Here is a 19352-nt window from a genome sequence, read left to right as displayed (position 1 = left end):
CCTGAAAACGCCGGATGGCGGCGTAAACGCCTTATCCGGCCTACGGATTCACTGCTTGTAGGCCGGATAAGCGCAGCGTCATCCGGCAAAGGCGCTTACCTTAGCGATAAGCGCGTGGCTGTTCAAGCCTTGAGCGCTATTCGAAGAACACCGCAATTTTGTTAAACATGGTGGGATCGGACTGGTTACGCGCCACTTTGGTGACATCTTCCAGCTTTTCAATCTGGCTAATCATCTGCCCCAGTCGCTGGTCATCATTTACCAGCAGCCAGATGCGGCTGTGTTCGCTGCCCTGAATTGGCAGACAGAGAATGCCTTCGACGTTAAACGCGCGACGGGCAAAAAGCCCGCACACGTGGGTCATGACGCCGGGATGGTTGCGGACGGTGAGTTCCAGAATGACGTTATCACATTGTTTTTGCATGGCTTATTCCCCCACCATTTCAGTATTGGCCGCACCCGGCGGTACCATCGGATACACTTTCTGCTGTGCGTCGATGCGCACGTGGATCAGCGCCGGCCCCGGACGGTCGATAATCGCCTGCAGCGCCGCCTGCGGATCGACTTCATTATTTAAATCACAGGTTTGCAGGCCAAAACCGGCGGCAATCTGCATAAAGTTAATCATCCCCGGATAGGTGGCGGCAAAAACGCCCTGCTGATAGAACAGGCTCTGCTGCTGATGCACCAGCCCCAGCGCTTCGTTGTTCAGCAGGATAATTTTTACATCCAGCTGATTTTCGGCGGCGGTGGCCATCTCCTGAATATTCATCATCAGGCTGCCGTCGCCGGAGAAGCAGATAACCTTGCGCTGCGGATTCGCCAGCGCCGCGCCGATGGCTGCCGGCAGGCCGAAGCCCATGGTGCCGAGGCCGCCGGAGGTCAGCCACTGGCGCGGACGATTGAGCGGGTAGGCCTGCGCCGTCCACATCTGGTGCTGGCCAACGTCGGTAGTGATGATCGCTTCATCATCCACGCAGGCGGCCACGGCGTTAATCAGGCCGTAATGGGAGAGCGGGTCGCTTTCCTGCGGGATGGCGCAGGGGAATTCGCGCTGCAAGTCGGCCACCAGCTGGCGCCATTCCTCGCGCGGCTGCGCCTCAATCTGCGGGTTCAGCTGGGCTAAGACTTCCGCCACATCGCCCTGAATCGCCACGTGCGGTTGCTTAATTTTGCCCAGTTCGGCGCGGTCGATATCGACGTGGATAATCTTCGCGTTCGGGCAGAACTGCTCGGTCTTGCCAATCGCCCGGTCATCAAAACGGGCGCCTAAAACAATAAGTAAATCCGCCTCCTGCAGAATGAAGTTGGTGCTGCGCGCGCCGTGCATCCCCAGCATCCCCAGCGACAGCGGGTGCGCCTTCGGCAGCATGCCCAGCGCCATTAAGGTCATGGTGGTCGGCAGGTTGGCTTTTTCCGCCAGCTCACGGATCGCCTGCGGCGCGTTAATCACCCCGCCGCCCAGATACAGTACCGGGCGTTTCGCCGCGTTGATCATTGCCGCCGCTTCACGCACGCTTTCAGGCGCGAATGCCGGTGCCGGGGCGCGCTCGCCAGGCTCAGGCAGCGCTTCCAGCTCAATGGTCGCCGACTGCACGTCCTTAGGAATGTCTATCCACACCGGCCCGGGACGTCCGGACTGGGCAATACGGAAGGCGTCGCTGATCACCTGCGGCAGCTCGGCAATGTCGCGCACCAGATAGTTATGTTTGGTGATGGGGATAGAGATGCCGTAGGTGTCCACTTCCTGGAAGGCGTCGGTACCGATCATCGAGGCCGGTACCTGGCCGGTGATGCAGACCAGCGGAATCGAATCCAGGCGGGCATCGGCGATCGCCGTCACCAGGTTCGTCGCCCCCGGGCCGCTGCAGGCCATACAGACCGCCGGCTTGCCTTCGGTACGCGCCATCCCCTGGGCGATAAAGCCCGCGCCCTGCTCATGGCGCGCCAGGATGTGGCGGATCTGCGTGCTCTGGCTTAAGGCATCGTAGATAGGCAGGATGGAGCCGCCCGGAATGCCGCTGACCATAGTGATACCCTGGCGCTCCAGTAAATGAACAACCAGCTGCGCGCCGGTAAAGCGCATTGTGTTTGATGTGGTGCCCGAACTTGCCATGCTCCAGTCCTTTTCTTCTGGGCCGACTTTACCGGGGGGCTCGCCAACAAAAAACCCCGCTCGGTTTGCGCCGGCGGGGTTTGGAATTCGTGTTGTTCCGGACCCTACGGCGCATTGCCGACGACGACCACCACAGACACGACGACCACCGCGGCTGGCGCGGTTTTTAGTAGGGTCGAAGCGATCAGGGTTGCGTTCATTAGGGACCTGTTGTGTCGAAAAATAAGCTGAATTTATACAAACACAGGTTTTACGTTTTCACAATGGATTTATTTTCATCCACGAAAATTTGCGCGAAAGATCACAGTTCGGCGCAAAAGGACAGAAAACAAAAAACCCCGCCGGAGCGAGGTTTTTATCAGCATGGTTACAGGTGGTAGCCGCAAGCACACTGTATTACGTCAACGCCAAAAGTATACGCGATCGCTGCAGTTCGCGCAATTTAAGGTCGGTTTTTCTCTGTCATAGAGTATGGATGAGAGGGGCGGATTTGTCCAAAAAATACTGTTCATCCATACAGTGTTTATCTATACTGGGTGTGTTCACTTTGTGCCATTCGGGGGCCGCAAGTTTGACCGGCGCAACGAAGTCCTGGCTGAAACGGGTGGTGCCGTCAGTGCCTTAACCCCGAGAGAGCACACTGTGTTACGTCAACAACGTGCAGTCACTGGCCCGCGCGGCAACGCGTGGCTCAGCGCTGCGCACCCCTGTCGTTGCAGGCGGCGGGCCGGGAAGCCGTTCATGGAAAGGACGAACTATCGGCCAGGGCAGACGCCGCCGGCGACAGGCAGGGATAAGCTGGCAACGGGCAGCGGAAAGGTACGTCAGCTTATTGTGCTCCTTAACCACAGGAGACGCGCGTATGGGCGGAATGGATATTATTATTTTGATCCTGAAACTCATGGTTGCTGTGTTGCAACTACTTGATGCAGTCCTGAAACAGTTCCGCTGATTCAGGTTCAAGTCGCACCTGAGGGGGGCGGGAAACCGCCCCCCTGCAGGCGCCCGCCGGGCGTCCCGGGATGACTTGATGGAGGAAGCTATGCCACCCCTGTTAATTGCCGCCACGACGCCGGATGCCCCGGGGTTCGCGGCGCTACGAATTGAAAGCCTTGAACAGCATTTCAATATGCTGCGCCGCCTGGCGGAAAACTGGCAGAGCGGCAAAAACCGCTTTAACGCGCCGGGCGAAACGCTGCTGGGCGCCTTCGTCAACCACCAGCTGGTAGGGGTATGCGGCATCAATAGCGATCCCTTCAGTCCGCAGCCGCGGGCCGGGCGCATTCGCCACCTCTACATCAGCGAACGCTACCGTCGCCGGGGCATCGGCCAGCAGCTGCTGGTCTCGGTTATCACCCACTCCAGCGCCTGGTTCGACTTTCTCAACACCCATGCCCCGGCGCAGGCCTGCCCTTTTATGAAAGGCTTGGTTTTCGCCCGGTGTACGATGAACCGCGGGTGACGCATCGCCTGTTTTGTTCGCTTTAACCCCCGCTGGCAGGCAGCGCGGGCGCGTGTTACATTCCGGTGACCTTCACTGTTGAACCTGTCTGCGATGACCCTCACCGTATTCTGCATTTTGCTGTTCGCCGCCCTGCTGCACGCCAGCTGGAACGCTATCGTCAAAGCCAGCGGCGAAAAAATGTACGCGGCGATCGGCGTCAGCGGCTCGGCCGCGCTGATCGCCCTGGTGATGCTCCCCTTTGCCCCGCAGCCCGCGCTGGTCAGCGCCCCCTATCTGCTGGCGTCGTGCGCGTTACAGGTGGTGTATACGGTGCTGGTGGCGAAGACCTACCAGGTATCGGATATGAGCCAGACCTATCCGCTGATGCGCGGCACTGCGCCGCTGCTGGTGGCGGCGATAAGCGTGCTGTTCCTCGGCGATCGTCTGTCGCCGCTGGCCTGGCTGGGCATAGGCGTCATCTGCCTGGCGATTCTGGCGATGGCCTTTAACGGCCACGCCAGCTCGCGCAAAGGCATCGTGCTGGCGCTGATCAACGCCTGCTTTATCGCCGGTTATACGCTGGTGGACGGCACCGGCGTCCGGCTGGCGGGCTCGGCGCTGGGCTACACCCTGTGGACCTTTTTTATGAACGGCTTCTGCCTGCTGTGCTGGGCGATGGTGGCGCGACGGCGTGAGGCCAGTCGTTATTTACGTCAGCACTGGAAAAAAGGCATCCTCGGCGGGATCGGCACCATGGGCTCCTACGGCCTGGCGCTATGGGCGATGACCCAGGCCCCGCTGGCGGTGGTCGCCGCGCTGCGTGAAACCTCCATTCTCTTCGGCGCGCTGATCGCCTTTATCGTCCTGAAAGAGCAACTGATGCCGCTGCGCATCGTGGCCGCCTGCGGGATTGCCGCCGGGGCGATCCTCCTGCGCCTGGCGTAGCCTGAGATGGCAACATTAGTTGCCGTTCCTGTTTACATAATCTGCCTGGAATTCCCTCAACAATCGGCACTTTGCAGTTGTTCTGTCATTTTAATATGGTAGATTCCTCCATCGTTTACGGGATGTGGTAGTCACATATTCTTCATTTCTCTTTACTCACAAAGTATTCATCGACATGAAACGGCATAAGAACTTCAATTTGTTGTTGATGCTGGTACTGCTGGTGGCCGTCGGCCAGATGGCGCAGACCATTTATATTCCGGCCATCGCCGACATGGCGGTCGCGCTGAACGTCCGCGAAGGGGCGGTACAAAGCGTGATGGCGGCCTACCTGCTGACCTACGGTATTTCACAGCTATTCTACGGCCCGCTCTCTGACCGCGTCGGTCGCCGCCCGGTGATCCTCGTCGGGATGTCGATTTTTATGCTGGCGACGCTGGTAGCTATTACCACCCATAGCCTGCCGGTGCTGATCGCCGCCAGCGCCATGCAGGGGATGGGCACCGGGGTCGGCGGCGTGATGGCGCGCACCCTGCCCCGCGACCTGTACGAAGGCGCTCAGCTGCGTCATGCCAATAGCCTGTTAAATATGGGTATTCTGGTCAGCCCGCTGATTGCCCCGCTGCTCGGCGGCATCCTCGACACCCTGTGGAGCTGGCGCGCCTGCTACGCTTTCCTGCTGGTCCTGTGCGCCGGGGTGACCTTCAGCATGGCGAAGTGGATGCCGGAAACGCGCCCGGAAGGGGCGCCGCGCACCAAACTTCTGGCCAGCTACAAAACGCTGTTCGGCACCGGCGCCTTTAACTGCTATCTGCTGATGCTGATCGGCGGCCTGGCGGGGATTGCGGTATTCGAAGCCTGCTCCGGGGTGCTGATGGGCGCGGTGCTCGGCCTGAGCAGCATGGCGGTGAGTATTCTGTTTATTCTGCCGATCCCGGCGGCGTTCTTCGGGGCGTGGTTTGCCGGCCGCCCCAACAAGCGTTTCCCGACCCTGATGTGGCAGTCGGTGATCTGCTGCCTGCTGGCGGGTCTGATGATGTGGATCCCAGGGCTGCTGGGCATCATGACCGTCTGGACCCTGCTGGTGCCTGCGGCGCTGTTCTTCTTCGGCGCCGGGATGTTGTTCCCGCTGGCTACCAGCGGCGCGATGGAGCCGTTCCCGTTCCTCGCCGGAACCGCCGGGGCGCTGGTGGGCGGCTTGCAGAATATCGGCTCCGGCGTGCTGGCCTGGCTGTCGGCGATGATGCCGCAAACCGGTCAGGGCAGCCTCGGCCTGCTGATGATGCTGATGGGCCTGTTGATTCTGCTGTGCTGGCTGCCGCTGGCCTCGCGCTTTACCCACCATCAGCAGCCGGTATAAGCGCCGCTGGCGCTCCCCGGATAGCGGCTTACGCCTTATCCGGGCTATCCCCCAGCGGCGGCTTTTGCCTTATGTCAGGCTGTGCAACCATTCGATAAAGGCGTCGATTTTCGGCCACTGACGGCCCGGCAGGGTGGTCACGTAATAATGCTGATGGCATTTCAGCGTCATATCGCCGAACGGGGCGATCAACTCCCCACTCTCCAGCCGCTTCTGCACCAGCCGTTTACGCCCCATCGCTACCCCGACATGATTCATCGCCGCAATCACCGCTAAATCAGAACGATCGAAGCCAATGCCCGACGATTGCGGCAGTTCAATCCCAAATTGTTGTGCCCAACTGAACCATTCATCGGTGCCGGAATCATTGCTCCATGCCTGGCGATCGTGAAGCAGCGTACAGTGGCGCAGACTGGCAGGATTTGACGTTAACTGCAGCTGGCGGGCGTAATACGGCGTACATACCGGCACGATCGCCTCATCCATCAGAAAATGGTGGCTTAGCTGCGACGACGGCGCGTCATCAAAATAGATTGCCAGATCGATACCCGCCCGCTGCAGATTGACGTTATCGTTGCCGGTCAGCACGGTCAGTGAGATGGCCGGGTAGCGGCGACTGAAATCCCCCAGCGCCGGCACCAGCCAGCACTGGGCGATAGAGGGCCGCGAGTAGACCGTCAGACTGCCGGAGAGCTCCTGGTTTTTGATGTCCAGAATCTCCTGATTGAGACCATCCAGCGACGCCTTCAGCGCCCAGTAAACGCGCTTCCCTTCACGCGTCAGCTCCACTTTGCGGTGCGAGCGGACAAAGAGCTGGATCCCCAGCTCCTCTTCCAGCTGATTAATCCGGTGACTGACGGCGCTTGGGGTGAGCGCCAGCTCGTCGGCGGCAAGGGCGAACGACTCGTGCCGCGCCGCCACCTCAAACGTCGACAGCCTGGAGAGTTGCCAGCCGTTCAGCAACCGGGTACCTAAGGTTTTTAGCACATCCATTCTGCGCTCCTGGCGATAAAAGGGAGTCTGGATGATAAAAAAATAACGCCGGAACTTCCGCTAAAGGATGAGTTAATTTGACCCATAGCATATTTAGAGGTCAATTTTAGAGCTAAATCACCTTTTTGATTCAATTTGGCTCATCTGAAAGGTCATTTATATCGTTTGTCAGCCCATGCCGAGTTTCTGTTCAATAACCACACGTTACTTACGGCGAGGTGGGGTATGGAATCGCAAATTTGGGTTGTGAGCACATTGCTGATTAGCATCGTGTTAATTGTATTAACCATCGTCAAACTGAAGTTTCATCCGTTTCTGGCGCTGCTGCTGGCGAGCTTTTTCGTCGGGGCGATGATGGGAATGGGCCCGCTGGAGATGGTCAACGCCATTGAGAGCGGGATCGGCGGTACGCTGGGCTTCCTGGCGGCGGTGATCGGTCTCGGCACCATTCTCGGCAAGATGATGGAGGTCTCCGGCGCGGCGGAGCGCATCGGCCTGACGCTCCAGCGCTGCCGCTGGCTGTCGGCGGACGTGATTATGGTGCTGGTCGGCCTGATCTGCGGCATTACCCTGTTTGTCGAAGTCGGGGTGGTGCTGCTGATCCCGCTGGCATTCTCCATCGCCAAAAAAACCAATACTTCGCTGCTGAAGCTGGCTATTCCGCTGTGTACCGCGCTGATGGCGGTGCACTGCGTGGTACCGCCGCATCCGGCCGCGCTGTTCGTGGCGAATAAACTGGGGGCTGATATCGGGACGGTTATCGTCTATGGCCTGCTGGTCGGTCTGATCGCCTCGCTGGTCGGCGGCCCGCTGTTCCTCAGGCTGCTCGGCAACCGCCTGCCGTTTAAACCAGTGCCAGCCGAGTTTTCCAACCTCGACGTTCGCGAAGAATCGACGCTGCCGTCGCTCGGCGCCACGCTGTTTACCGTGCTGTTACCGATTGGCCTGATGCTGGTGAAAACCGTCGCTGAACTGAATATGGCGAAAGGCGGCACGCTGTATACAGTGCTGGAATTTATCGGCAACCCCATCACCGCGATGTTTATCGCCGTCTTTGTCGCCTATTACATGCTCGGCATCCGTCGGCAAATGGGGATGGGCGTTCTGCTGACTCATACCGAAAACGGCTTTGGTTCCATCGCCAACATCCTGCTGATTATCGGCGCCGGCGGCGCATTCAACGCGATTTTGAAATCCAGCGGCCTGGCCGATAGCCTCGCGGTGATCCTGTCGAACCTTGATATGCACCCGATTTTGCTGGCCTGGCTGGTGGCGCTTATCCTGCACGCCGCCGTTGGCTCCGCCACCGTGGCGATGATGGGCGCTACCGCCATCGTTGCCCCGATGCTGCCGCTTTATCCCGGCGTAAGCCCGGAGATCATCGCCATTGCCATCGGTTCCGGCGCCATTGGCTGCACGATCGTCACCGATTCCCTGTTCTGGCTGGTAAAACAGTACTGCGGCGCCAGCCTCAGTGAAACGTTCAAGTACTACACGACAGCGACATTTATCGCGTCGCTACTTGCACTGGCCGCCACCTTCCTGCTTTCTTTCATTATCTGAGCGCAAAGAGACGTATGATGAAACACGCTGACCTGACCACCTTAACCGCGACCTTCCCGCTTGTGCAGGATCTGATCGCCCTGAAAGAAACCACCTGGTTTAACCCGGCAACCACCACCCTGGCGGAGGGGTTGCCTTACGTCGGTCTGACCGCCGACGATGTGCAAGACGCCCATGCCCGCCTTCAGCGCTTCGCGCCCTATCTGGCGGCAGCCTTCCCGGAAACCGCCGCGAGCGGCGGGATTATCGAATCAGAAGTGGTTGCCATTCCGGCAATGAAACGCAGCCTTGAGCAAAAATTCGGCCAGCCAATTAGCGGCGAACTACTGCTGAAAAAAGACAGCCATCTGCCAATCTCCGGATCAATCAAAGCGCGCGGTGGGATTTATGAAGTGCTGACCCATGCGGAAAAGCTGGCGCTGGAAGCCGGGCTGCTGACGACCGCAGACGATTATCGCAAATTGCTGACGCCGGAGTTTAAACAGTTCTTTAGCCAGTTCAGCATCGCCGTCGGCTCCACCGGCAACCTTGGGATGTCGATCGGCATCATGAGCGCGCGCATTGGTTTTCAAGTCACGGTGCATATGTCCGCCGATGCCAGGGCGTGGAAAAAAGCCAAACTGCGCAGCCACGGCGTAACGGTGGTTGAGTATGAAGAGGACTATGGCGTGGCGGTCGAACAGGGGCGCAAGGCAGCGGAATCCGACCCGAACTGCTTTTTTATCGATGATGAAAACTCGCGCACGCTGTTCCTCGGCTATGCCGTAGCCGGCGAGCGCCTGAAAGCGCAGTTCGCGCAAGCAGGACGCGTGGTCGATGCCGATCATCCGCTGTTCGTCTATCTGCCGTGCGGCGTCGGCGGCGGCCCCGGCGGCGTGGCATTTGGCCTGAAGCTGGCCTTCGGCGACCACGTTCACTGCCTGTTCGCCGAACCGACCCATTCGCCATGCATGCTGCTCGGCGTCTATACCGGGCTCCACGACCAGATAGCGGTGCAGGATTTAGGTATTGATAACCTGACCGCGGCCGACGGTCTGGCGGTCGGTAGGGCGTCCGGGTTCGTTGGCCGGGCAATGGAGCGCCTGCTCGACGGGTTCTATACCCTTGACGACCAGACGATGTATGACATGCTGGGCTGGCTGGCGGCAGCGGAAAATATCCGCCTTGAACCCTCCGCGCTGGCCGGGATGGCCGGAGCGCAGCGGGTCTGCGCCAGCAAAGCGTACCATCAGCTGCAGGGGCTGAGTGAGCAACAGCTGCAGCAGGCCACCCACCTGGTGTGGGCCACCGGCGGCGGCATGGTGCCGGAAGAGGAAATGGCGCAGTACCTGGCGAAGGGGCGCTAATATTTAGCGCAGCAGCGGCATCAGCGCCTCTGGCGGCCGCTGCTGTCGCCGCAGGTCCCGCATCACTCGCATATAGGGCCCGCTAAAATCGTAGAACTGCCGGTAACCCGCGCACAGCAGGTCTTCCTGTTCGCCACAGCGGCACAGGCGCAGCCACGGGCAGCCGTAGCAGGTGCTGTTGGCCGCCGGCGCGCCTGGCTGGGTCAGCGTCTCGCCGCACCAGGCGCTCAGCGTCTCGCTAAACAGTAAAATATTGATGCGCCCAATATCTTCCCGCACCCAGCGGTGAAAGACTGCGCAGAGAAACTCTCCCCAAAGCGCGGCGTCGCCGGCCGCTAGCTGCGGAATAAAATGGATAGCGGTGAGCCCCTGTTGACGAAGCTGCGCATAGAACGCCTGCGGTTGATGGCAATGATGCGCCTCCACCACGACAGCCTGAAAGGGAGTGTCATGTTGCTGGCCGGGGGCATGAGTGAGAGGCAAATTCGCCGGACATCCTGTCATGACATATCCCTAATGAATAAAACGATCGGTTGAAGGTGAGTAACAGCAAACAGGAATGCCAGAGAAAGTACTGCGAGTGCGATCAAAAATTTGTCACGAACCGCCCGCGGCTGTAAAAAATCGCTATCGTCGACATCCATCAGATGACGACGGCGGGTATAGCCCCAGAGGATCACCGCCACAATCGCCAGCACGCCGATCGACAGCCAGAACGGCAGGCCGGCGCGGTGCCAGCTGTGCTTAATCGCCAGCGCCATCAGCGCGCCGTAGCCCAACAGGGTGCGAAACCAGGCCAGCGAGGTGCGCTCTGGCTGAAGACCGGGATCGCTTTCCCGCCGCGCCCGGCGTTTATCCGCCATACACCACCAGCAGCATCACCGCGGCCACCACCGCCAGCAGCAGAATGCTAATCACCAGCAGCGTGCGGGTATAGGGAAGGTCCTGCTTGAGGCGCATCGCCTTCTCGTTATTCAGCCAGCGCAGATAGCCATAGATGGCCATGCCGCCGGCAAAGAGACACAGCAGCAGGGCGAGAATTTCACGGATCAGCGGCGTGGCAAAGTCCGGCGCTAACTGGTCAAGGCCGACGCCGGCGGCGAGAAAACCGAGCGCCGTGCGGATCCATGCCAGAAAGGTGCGTTCGTTAGCCAGCGAAAAGCGGTAATCCGGCGCTTCGCCGAGGCGGGAGATTTTCATTACAGTTCCTTGTTCATCGCGCTGCAGGCTTCAGCATAGCGTAAATCAGGAACCGGGGAGAAGAACCGGCGCCCCGCAGGGCGCCGGTATTACAACGGGGATTAATGCAGCTCAGGCCAGTAATCTTTGTTGGCGGCAATGAGGTCGTCGAGGATCGCTTTCGCCACCGAGGCGCTCGGCACGGTTTTCGACAGGGTAATCGCCTGCCACAGCTTGTGGTACGAGCGCTGTTCCCAGGCATCGACCACCAGTTTTTCCACTGCCACCTGCTGGCTCATCAGCCCTTTCTGGAAATGCGGGATGTCGCCGACCGTCAGCGGCTCCGGTCCGTTGTGGCCTACCAGACAAGGGATCTCCACCATCGCGTCGGCGTCAAAGTTATGGATCGCGCCATTGTTCGGCACAATCAGCAGCATCCTTTCCTGCGTGTTAAAGGCGATAGCCGTCGCCAGATCGACGATATAGGAGGCATGCTCGTCAATCTCCAGATCGCCGGCGGTGGATTTCCCGGCGGCGATGATCGCCCGGCAGGCGCTGAAGACGTTTTTCTCCCGATGATCCATCACCTCATTGGCGCGGGTGCGTTCCGGGTTGGAGTGGGCTACCACATAGTCCGGGAACAGATAATATTTCAGGTAGGTATTCGGCATGGTCTGCGGATCCAGCGCCTGCACATCTTTCGCTTTGGCAAAGGTGTCGTTCCAGCTGGCCTCGGTGTGCGGATCGTTCGAGGGCGGCACATAGCCGTATTTCGCCACATATTCGCGCAGTTTCGGCATCAAATCATTGCCGTCGAGGTCCTCAATCGAGGTCCACCAGCCGAAGTGGTTGAGGCCGTAGTAGCGCACGCGCATCTGTTTACGGTCTTTGAGGCCGACAATCTGCGCCATCCGCCCTTCAATGCCGATCGGCATATCGCAGATGTTGAGGATTTTGGCGTTCGGCCGCAGACGACGAGTGGCTTCCGCCACAATCGCCGCCGGGTTGGAGTAGTTAAGCATCCAGGCGTTCGGCGAATATTTTTCCATATAATCCACCAGCTCCAGCACGCCGCCGATAGAGCGCATACCGTAGGCGATCCCGCCCGGTCCGCAGGTCTCCTGGCCCAGCACGCCGTGGCGTAGCGGGATTTTCTCATCCTGTTCACGCATCGGATATTTCCCGACGCGGATATGCGCCATGACAAAATCAACATCGGTAAACGCCGCCTGCGGATCGGTGGTATAGCTGAACTCAATCTCCGGCGCCTGCTCTTTGAGGATCACTTTGCACGCCTCGGCGATGGTCTCCTGGCGCGCGCCGTCGTTGTCATAAAATTTCAGCGACCGCAGCGGAAAACGATCCTGGTTTGCCAGCAGCATCAGGACAATGCCCGGGGTGAAGGTGCTGCCGCCGCCTGCGATAACAACTGAGAATTTTTTCATGATACTGCCTCCGTCATGGTGGTATGTTCGGTCGAAAGAGAATCTTTCATCAGGTTTTCCAGCTGGTCGCGCACCTGGGGAACGTGCAGGCCGACGATGACCTGAATCCCGTTGCCGCGGCGTACTACCCCGTGGGCGCCCAGCGCTTTAAAGACGTCGTCACTTTGCGTTTTCGCCATATCGACCAGCGCGATGCGCAGTCGGGTGGCGCAGTTGTTGATGCTTTCAATGTTGTCGGCGCCGCCGAGGGCCTGCAGGAAGCCAGCGGCCTGACCCAGCCGGGTCTCTGGCGCGGCGGCGGCCGTGGTTTTACCTCGTGCCGCCTGGTAATCTGCCTTGCTGTAGAGCTTGATTTCGCTCTCTTCCCGGCCAGGCGTCTTCAGGTTCAGACGCAGGATTAGGGTACGGAAGACTACGAAGTAGAGGGCGGCGAAACAGAGGCCGATGCCTATCTGAATGAACATCATCGAAGCGTGGTGATGGAACATTGGGATCCAGTTTTGCGGCAAGAATTGATCGAGCAGGCCGCCGCCGAAGTTGCCTACCACCCCGCAGATGTACATCACCGTCGCCATGGTCGCCGCCAGCACCGCGTGAACGGCGAACAGCAGCGGCGAGATGAAGAGGAAGGTGAACTCCAGCGGCTCAGTGATCCCGACCAGCATCGCGGTCAGGGTGGCGGGGATCAGCAGGCCGGCGACCTTGACGCGGTTTTCCGGCGCGGCGGTGAAATAGAGCGCCAGCGCAATCCCCACCGACCCAAACACTTTCGAGTTACCGTGCAGGGCAAAGCCGCCCTCCGGGAACAGCGTCTTCAGCGGTTCCGTACTCTGACTGAACGCCTGCAGATGCTCTGCCCAGTAGACCTGCAGTCCGCCCTCCACCACCGCCGGGCCAAAGATGAACGGGCCATAGACGAAGTGGTGCAGGCCGGTGGGGATCAGGATGCGCTCAAGAAAGATGTAAACCCACACCCCAAGCGCCCCGGCTGAGCGCAGAAAGGCCTGCAGCGATTCAATACCCAGCTGGACCTTTGGCCAGCCGAGCAGGGTCAGCCAGGCGCAAGGGATCATCGCGAGGAAGGCGACAATGACCACAAACGATGAACCCTGAAAGATGCCGAGGAATACCGGCAGGGGTTTATCGAAATAGCGATTGTGCAGGGCCGTCACCAGACCGGAGATGACGATGGCGCCGATAATGCTGGTGTCGAGGGTTTTGATCCCGGCAATCATCGTCAGGCCGCTGCCAGCCGTGGGTTCAGCGGAAAAATCGACGCCGAAGAAGTGGCCCCAGGTCATCCCCATGGCGTTGATAAAATAGTTCCAGGTGAGAAAGCTCACCAGCACCGCCAGACAGGCCCGGCCCTGGGCCTGTTTCGCCAGGCCGATCGGCAGACCGACGGCGAAAATCAGAGGCATATTACGAAAGACGGTCCAGCCGCCCTCCTCAATGATGTGAACGATCTGGGCAAACAGGCTGTCGGGTGCGGTCAGCGCTTCGCCGACGAACATCGGGTTGCGCAGCATGATGGCGATACCGACCACGATCCCGGCAAAAGGAAACAACAAAACCGGGGTAAACATGGCGCCGCCAAAGCGTTGTATTTGACTGAGCATTGGGAAATCCTCATGTAACAACTCGTAGGGTGAGTGGCCTTCTTTTTCTTGATTACCGGCCTCACTGGAGAATAAAAATTTGCCCGTCCGACAACATGCCGCGCCGTTGCGATTCGTGATCCCATTCATGGTTTTAATTTGGTCAAAGTTGTCTACTTCGGTAACAAAAGTTAGACATCGATAAGTCAGGCAGCGAAATTAACTAAATGAATGTGTCTTAATTGATTGTAATTAATCTATTTTTTTAGAAAAAAGAGCACAAGGCGACATCCCCTTTTCCTGCACAAGAGGACTACTGGTGATCTACAAATCCATTGCTGACCGCCTGCGGCTGCGGCTGAATTCCGCCGACTTCGCCATCGGCAGCCCGCTACCAGGAGAGAAAAAACTGGCCGAGGAGTTCGGGGTGGCGCGCATGACTATTCGCAAAGCCATCGATCTGCTGGTGGACTGGGGATTGGTTGTGCGTCGCCACGGCTCGGGAACTTACGTGGCGCGTAAAGACGTCCATCATGAAACCAGCAATCTGACCGGCCTGGCGGAAGTGCTGCGTAAGCAGGGTAAAGAGGTGGTGAGTCAGGTGCTGGCCTTCGAGGTGATGCCCGCCCCGCCGGCCATCGCCAGTCTGCTGCGGATTAAAATTGATGAACGGATCTACTTCTCACGGCGGGTGCGCTACGTCGACGGCAAGCCGCTGATGCTGGAGGATAGCTATATGCCGGTGAAGCTGTTCCGCAACCTGTCGCTGAGTCATCTGGAAGGGTCGAAATTTGATTATATTGAGAAGGAGTGCGGAATCATCATCAGCGGGAACTATGAAACGCTGACGCCGGTGCTGGCGGACAAGCAGCTGGCGCGCTCAATGAACGTCCCGGAGCAGACGCCGCTGCTGCGTATTACCTCCCTTTCCTACAGCGACAGCGGCGAGTTTCTTAACTATTCGGTCATGTTCCGCAACGCCAGCGAGTATCAGGTGGACTATCACCTGCGCCGCGTCCAGGCGCAAAGCCCACTAGCTTAGCCCCCAGAACAGCACGGCGAGTAGCTGCGGGGTGATAATGCGCAGGAACATCACCAGCGGATAGACGGTGGCATACGAGAGCGCCGCTGCGCCGCTGGTGGCGTGCAGGTTGTTGGCGAAGGCCAGCGCCGGCGGGTCGGTCATGGAGCCGGCCAGCATGCCGCACAGCGTCAGATAGTTCATTTTCGCCAGCATGCGCGCGAGGATGCCCACCGTCAGCAGCGGGATGGCGGTGATGAAAATGCCGTAAGCGATCCAGCTCAGACCATCGCCCTGGGTCAGGGTGGCGACAAAGTCACCCCCCGATTTTAGCCCGACCACCGCCAGAAACAGCACTATCCCCAGCTCGCGCAGCGCCAGGTTGGCGCTCGGCGGCATAAACCAGTACAGCTTGCCGATACTGCCGATACGCCCAAGGATCAGCGCCATAATCAGCGGCCCACCGGCCAGTCCCAGCTTCAATGCGGCAGGGAAGCCGGGAATAAACAACGGGATAGATCCCAGCAGTACCCCGAGTCCGATGCCGATAAACACCGGCAGCATCTGGACCTGCTGCAGCTTCTGCTGAGCGTTACCCAGTTCGGCGGCCACGGCGTCAATTGCCTCCGGACGGCCGACCAGGTTGAGGATGTCACCAAACTGCAGGCTGGCGCTGCTGCTGGCTACCAGCTCGACGCCTGCCCGGTTAAGCCTGGAGATCACTACGTCATAGCGCTGTTTGACGTGCAGATCGCGTATTTTCTTCCCCAGCACTTTTTCGTTAGTGACCACCACCCGCTCCACTTTCAGATCGGTGCCGCGCGTCGACAGCGAGGTCGCCACCTCCTGGCCTATCACCAGCTGCGCATTGTGCAAATCCTCAGGTCGCCCCACCAGGTGCAGCAGGTCGCCAGCCTGGATAAGGGTGCCCGGCGCAGGCACCATCAACAGCTCGCCACGCTTCAGCCGCGAACAGACGATGTTGTCGCTATTGAGCATCGGCACATCCTGAATCGCCATCTGGTTGAGGTTGGGGTTCTCCACCCGCACGTTAATGGTGTGCAAATGAGCGTGGCCGTTGCCGCTGCTCTCCTCAAACCGCTGGGCCTCTTTCTCGATATTGATGCGAAAGAACAGACGCACCAGCCACATGGTCAGCAGAATGCCGCAGATGCCGAACGGATACGCCATCGCGTAGCTCATCCCCATTTGATCGACCACCTCGAACGGTACGCCGAGATCGCGCAGAATTTGCTGCCCGGCCCCCAGCGCCGGCGTGTTGGTCACCGCACCGGAGAAGATACCGAGCACCACCGGGAGAGGAATATTGAACAGCTTATGCAGCACCGCGGTCACCAGGCCGCCGAGGATAACGATAAGGATAGCGAACAGATTGAGCCGCAGGCCTGAGACCCGCAGCGAGGCGAAAAAGCCCGGCCCCACCTGAATACCGATGGTGTAGACGAACAGGATCAAGCCGAATTCCTGAATAAAATGCAGCATCGGGCTGCTGAGGGCGACGCCCGCCTGATCGACAAAGTGGCCGACGATAATGCCGCCAAATAACACGCCGCCAATACCAAAGCCAACGCCGCGGATTTTGACATTGCCGATCCACAACCCAACCACCGCCACCAGCGCCAGCACGCTGACCGTCAATGCTATCTCACTCATGGTACCGTCCCTGTGAATAACATTATTATTAACAGGGATTATGACCGCGGCCAGGCGGATTGTATGCTGCCTGGCGCACAATAATCATGGAGTAAGATACGCTATTCAGGCGCGTTCTTATTTTTCGCTGCGATAGTGAGTTGCTGAATACTTTTCTCCGGGGAAGGAAGTGCTTCAGGCATAGTGCCACCCAGGTCTTTAATAGTCTGGCGTACTTTTTGCCCTACGTCATAATGCGTTTTGTTGGCGAGTTGCTTCGAATCAACCGCGTCCCGACGTAGTTTTTCTTCCGTTTGGGTAGCACGAAACAGGTTGGCCGCGAGCTCAGTCGATCCCATATAGTCGAGTATTTTTTGGCTTTTCTTTAGGCCCTTACGCTCATGGATTGCTTTTTGGTCAAGACCACCATAGAGACCTTTATAACCATGGTTTTGAAAGACAGCAAAATCAAGAGTCGTCTCAACACCAGCACGTTGGGCCGTTTCAACCAGATGTTTATTATGCTCTTTGAGCTCATTGTGCAGGAACAGTCACTTTTCATCCTCTCGTAGAGACTTAAATATTTGATCATCTTGCAATTCCTGGCGCCGGGTTTGCAAGGCAAAGTACGTTTGCCCCGCAGCAATCACCGGTTTCGACGGATCGCCATTTTGCACTACCAGATAGCAGGCGTAGCGTGAGAGGTGGAAATCTTCAAGATTCCTGCTGGCGCCAGAACCTAATTCGACCATTTTGTTGGTTTCAACAAAATGGTCTGCCGAGGGATGACCACTCGCCTCACATGAAATTATCGCTTTTGCAATGACCTTATAAAAATTCCGCCACTCTTTATAGTCAAGCAGGGGACCAAGGTTGCGGGCAGACCAATACTCCCGCCCCGCCTCATCGCTCTTTCTAATCGCTTCAAATGGCTGCTGTTCGTTCATAACGTATCCTTGTTTGAGTGAGTCCCAAAGTATGATTGTTTTTTAAACTGAAACACCCGTTGCAGCAAGGAAGTTTATTGTGCTCTCGCACACAAAAAAGCCCCGAAAATCGGGGCCTTATAAGTTATTCGCTTAATTAACTATTTAATGCCGGTCGTTCGCTGATGGCGATACGCTGCGGGGCGATCTGCTCAGGCTCATTGCGGGTCAGATCGATATGCAGCAGGCCATTGGTGAAGGTCGCGCCAGAGACCTCCATGTTGTCGGCGAGGGTGAAGCTCAGGCTGAAGGCCTGGCTCACCAACCCCTGGTGCAGCCATGTGGTCTCTTTTTCCGGCTGCTGCGGCGTGCCTTTCACCACCAGACGGGTGCCTTCCAGTTGAATATCCAGATCTTCCTGACGGAAACCGGCCAGCGCAAGGGTAATGCGGTAGTGGTTATCGTCGCTTTTTTCGATGTTATAGGGCGGGAAGCTTTGGCTTTCACCGGCGGTTTGCAGGGCGCTGGCCAGTTTGTCAAAACCGATCCATTGACGCAGCAGGGGGGATAAATCGTAGTTACGCATACTGTTTTCTCCTTCTAAGAAGCGAGTGAATACCTGCGAATTCTGTAAATTCGCATCTGCTCCCTGACGGCGAGCAGGTTGTTACATCAGGCCGCCACGCGGCCTGAAACGGACAATTAGTTGATTTCGATGCGGCGCGGCTTGTTCGCTTCCGGGATCACCCGTTCCAGATCGATATACAGCAGGCCGTTCACCAGATTGGCGCCGCGGACGTGAATGTTTTCCGCCAGCTGGAATTTGCGCTCGAAGTTGCGCTCGGCGATCCCCTGATACAGGTAGGTCCGCTCTTTCTGCTCGGCGGCGTGGGCGCCTTTGACGATCAGCAGATTGTCCTGGGCAGTGATCTCCAGCTCGCTTTCAGCAAAGCCAGCCACCGCGATAGCGATGCGATAGTGGTTTTCGTCTACCAGCTCGACGTTATACGGAGGGTAGCCGCCGTTGCTCTGGCTTTGATTGTTTTCCAGCAGGTTGAACAGGCGGTCGAAACCAATGGCTGAACGATATAGCGGGGAAAGATCGAAGTTACGCATAGTAAATAGCTCCTGAAAATCAGCGAGAATCAAATGACCTTCCATCGTGGACAGGCCGCGGTAATCCGGAATACCCCTCAGGCGTATTCTCAGTGGGTTACACCTATAAAATGGGTTTCTCCCCGTGCTTTTCAAGGGATTGAGGGCAATTTTTTTTGCAGTTTATCGATGATTGCTTAGACTGGGTGGAGGAGCACAAAAAGCAAAGTGCGATGCCCGCCACAGTGCGGCGCAATAACACTATGCATTCACGGGATGGCCCGATATAACCGCTGAAAGGTTATCTCAACGCCCGAAACGACAATGGAAGAACAATGAAAAGCAGACGACTGTTAAAGCTGGTCCTGTTCAGCGGGATAATAAGCCTGAGCGGTTGCTCCAGCGTAATGTCACATACCGGTGGCAAAGAGGGAACCTATCCGGGCACGCGATCCAGTGCGCAAACGCTGGGGGACAGCGATACCAACTGGGGTGTGAAATCGCTGGTGGCGCTGGACATGCCGTTCACCGCCGTCATGGATACCCTGCTGCTGCCGTGGGATATGTTCCGCACCGACAGCTCAATCAAATCTCGGGTCGAAAAGAGCGAGAAGGCTACGCTGGCGACCAACTCGGTGATCCCGCCAGCGCCGATGCCTGCCCAGTAA

Annotated in this window: 21 protein-coding genes, 2 pseudogenes and 1 other annotated feature; of the genes and pseudogenes, 9 read left to right on the top strand and 14 right to left on the bottom strand. The window is 58.1% G+C overall.

Features of this window, described 5'->3' with window-relative positions:
* Positions 1–136: 136 nt before the first annotated feature.
* The 3 genes from ilvN to ivbL all read right to left on the bottom strand — a co-directional run bounded on the left by ilvN (position 137) and on the right by ivbL (position 2316).
* Entirely contained in the window at positions 137–424 is a 288-nt protein-coding gene (gene ilvN / locus ACR809_RS00180; protein WP_002923283.1) for an acetolactate synthase small subunit, read from the bottom strand.
* Between the two features lie 3 nt (positions 425–427).
* The gene (gene ilvB / locus ACR809_RS00175; RefSeq protein WP_004173858.1) at positions 428–2116 is read right to left on the bottom strand and encodes an acetolactate synthase large subunit; all 1689 of its coding nucleotides are present in this window, start codon (positions 2114–2116) and stop codon (positions 428–430) included.
* 104 nt (positions 2117–2220) lie between these two features.
* Positions 2221–2316: an ilvB operon leader peptide IvbL gene (gene ivbL, locus ACR809_RS00170; protein WP_002923286.1), complete on the bottom strand. Its 96-nt coding sequence runs from the start codon at positions 2314–2316 to the stop codon at positions 2221–2223.
* A gap of 12 nt (positions 2317–2328) precedes the next feature.
* On the opposite strand from ivbL, the gene ACR809_RS00165 reads away from it, so the two are divergent.
* The 5 genes and pseudogenes from ACR809_RS00165 to emrD all read left to right on the top strand — a co-directional run bounded on the left by ACR809_RS00165 (position 2329) and on the right by emrD (position 5865).
* Positions 2329–2496, top strand: coding sequence for a hypothetical protein (locus ACR809_RS00165; protein ID WP_004150272.1), 168 nt, complete (start codon positions 2329–2331; stop codon positions 2494–2496).
* 452 nt (positions 2497–2948) lie between these two features.
* On the top strand, positions 2949–3068 hold the full coding sequence (gene tisB, locus ACR809_RS00160; RefSeq protein ID WP_004145059.1) for a type I toxin-antitoxin system toxin TisB: 120 nt from the start codon (positions 2949–2951) through the stop codon (positions 3066–3068).
* Positions 3069–3158: 90 nt separating this feature from the next.
* Positions 3159–3604 (top strand): annotated as a pseudogene (locus ACR809_RS00155) (GNAT family N-acetyltransferase).
* Positions 3605–3671: 67 nt separating this feature from the next.
* A complete protein-coding gene (locus ACR809_RS00150; RefSeq protein WP_102098421.1) occupies positions 3672–4505 on the top strand; it encodes a DMT family transporter in 834 nt (277 codons plus the stop codon).
* Positions 4506–4680: 175 nt separating this feature from the next.
* On the top strand, positions 4681–5865 hold the full coding sequence (gene emrD / locus ACR809_RS00145) for a multidrug efflux MFS transporter EmrD (protein WP_004181587.1): 1185 nt from the start codon (positions 4681–4683) through the stop codon (positions 5863–5865).
* Between the two features lie 69 nt (positions 5866–5934).
* Here emrD and dsdC read toward each other — a convergent pair whose 3' ends face one another.
* Positions 5935–6858 carry a DNA-binding transcriptional regulator DsdC gene (gene dsdC / locus ACR809_RS00140; RefSeq protein WP_004150274.1) on the bottom strand — a complete coding sequence of 308 codons (924 nt, stop codon included), beginning with the start codon at positions 6856–6858 and terminating at the stop codon, positions 5935–5937.
* Positions 6846–6992 (bottom strand): hypothetical protein, encoded by a 147-nt coding sequence (locus tag ACR809_RS00135; protein WP_047718463.1) that lies wholly within the window; start codon positions 6990–6992, stop codon positions 6846–6848. Before ACR809_RS00135 ends, dsdC begins: the two co-directional genes overlap by 13 nt.
* A gap of 91 nt (positions 6993–7083) precedes the next feature.
* On the opposite strand from ACR809_RS00135, the gene dsdX reads away from it, so the two are divergent.
* Both dsdX and dsdA read left to right on the top strand, forming a co-directional pair.
* Entirely contained in the window at positions 7084–8421 is a 1338-nt protein-coding gene (dsdX, locus tag ACR809_RS00130) for a D-serine transporter DsdX (RefSeq protein ID WP_004173855.1), read from the top strand.
* Positions 8422–8438: 17 nt separating this feature from the next.
* The gene (dsdA, locus tag ACR809_RS00125) at positions 8439–9767 is read left to right on the top strand and encodes a D-serine ammonia-lyase (RefSeq protein WP_004173854.1); all 1329 of its coding nucleotides are present in this window, start codon (positions 8439–8441) and stop codon (positions 9765–9767) included.
* A 3-nt stretch (positions 9768–9770) separates the two neighbouring features.
* Here dsdA and ACR809_RS00120 read toward each other — a convergent pair whose 3' ends face one another.
* The 5 genes from ACR809_RS00120 to ACR809_RS00100 all read right to left on the bottom strand — a co-directional run bounded on the left by ACR809_RS00120 (position 9771) and on the right by ACR809_RS00100 (position 14010).
* Positions 9771–10193, bottom strand: coding sequence for a regulator (locus ACR809_RS00120; RefSeq protein ID WP_122051018.1), 423 nt, complete (start codon positions 10191–10193; stop codon positions 9771–9773).
* A gap of 74 nt (positions 10194–10267) precedes the next feature.
* Positions 10268–10630 carry a DUF202 domain-containing protein gene (locus ACR809_RS00115; protein WP_002923304.1) on the bottom strand — a complete coding sequence of 121 codons (363 nt, stop codon included), beginning with the start codon at positions 10628–10630 and terminating at the stop codon, positions 10268–10270.
* On the bottom strand, positions 10620–10967 hold the full coding sequence (locus ACR809_RS00110; protein ID WP_002923305.1) for a YidH family protein: 348 nt from the start codon (positions 10965–10967) through the stop codon (positions 10620–10622). The genes ACR809_RS00115 and ACR809_RS00110 overlap by 11 nt, the downstream gene beginning before the upstream one ends.
* A gap of 101 nt (positions 10968–11068) precedes the next feature.
* Positions 11069–12391, bottom strand: coding sequence for a 6-phospho-alpha-glucosidase (locus ACR809_RS00105; RefSeq protein ID WP_002923306.1), 1323 nt, complete (start codon positions 12389–12391; stop codon positions 11069–11071).
* Entirely contained in the window at positions 12388–14010 is a 1623-nt protein-coding gene (locus tag ACR809_RS00100) for an alpha-glucoside-specific PTS transporter subunit IIBC (protein WP_122051017.1), read from the bottom strand. Before ACR809_RS00100 ends, ACR809_RS00105 begins: the two co-directional genes overlap by 4 nt.
* Positions 14011–14308: 298 nt before the next feature.
* On the opposite strand from ACR809_RS00100, the gene ACR809_RS00095 reads away from it, so the two are divergent.
* Positions 14309–15031 (top strand): GntR family transcriptional regulator, encoded by a 723-nt coding sequence (locus ACR809_RS00095; protein WP_004151520.1) that lies wholly within the window; start codon positions 14309–14311, stop codon positions 15029–15031.
* Here ACR809_RS00095 and ACR809_RS00090 read toward each other — a convergent pair.
* The 4 genes and pseudogenes from ACR809_RS00090 to ibpA all read right to left on the bottom strand — a co-directional run bounded on the left by ACR809_RS00090 (position 15023) and on the right by ibpA (position 18705).
* Complete coding sequence (locus tag ACR809_RS00090; protein ID WP_020802518.1) at positions 15023–16684, bottom strand: putative transporter; 1662 nt, start codon at positions 16682–16684, stop codon at positions 15023–15025. The two genes, ACR809_RS00095 and ACR809_RS00090, sit on opposite strands and share 9 nt — an antisense overlap.
* A gap of 101 nt (positions 16685–16785) precedes the next feature.
* Positions 16786–17610: pseudogene (gene dinD / locus ACR809_RS00085) on the bottom strand (DNA damage-inducible protein D).
* Positions 17611–17746: 136 nt separating this feature from the next.
* On the bottom strand, positions 17747–18175 hold the full coding sequence (ibpB, locus tag ACR809_RS00080) for a small heat shock chaperone IbpB (protein WP_004145074.1): 429 nt from the start codon (positions 18173–18175) through the stop codon (positions 17747–17749).
* A 116-nt stretch (positions 18176–18291) separates the two neighbouring features.
* Positions 18292–18705 (bottom strand): small heat shock chaperone IbpA, encoded by a 414-nt coding sequence (ibpA, locus tag ACR809_RS00075; RefSeq protein ID WP_004151523.1) that lies wholly within the window; start codon positions 18703–18705, stop codon positions 18292–18294.
* Positions 18699–18774: a sequence feature (ROSE (Repression Of Heat Shock gene Expression) occurs in the 5'-region of heat shock genes and acts as an RNA thermometer to modulate expression.), on the bottom strand. It overlaps the preceding gene by 7 nt.
* A 245-nt stretch (positions 18775–19019) precedes the next feature.
* Between ibpA and ACR809_RS00070 the strand changes: the two genes are divergently transcribed.
* Positions 19020–19352 (top strand): YceK/YidQ family lipoprotein, encoded by a 333-nt coding sequence (locus ACR809_RS00070; RefSeq protein ID WP_004151524.1) that lies wholly within the window; start codon positions 19020–19022, stop codon positions 19350–19352.

This window comes from Klebsiella sp. CD33 (assembly GCF_051992865.1).
GTDB classification, from domain to species: Bacteria; Pseudomonadota; Gammaproteobacteria; order Enterobacterales; family Enterobacteriaceae; genus Klebsiella; species Klebsiella pneumoniae.
This window is presented reverse-complemented; position numbering and strand designations above follow the sequence as displayed.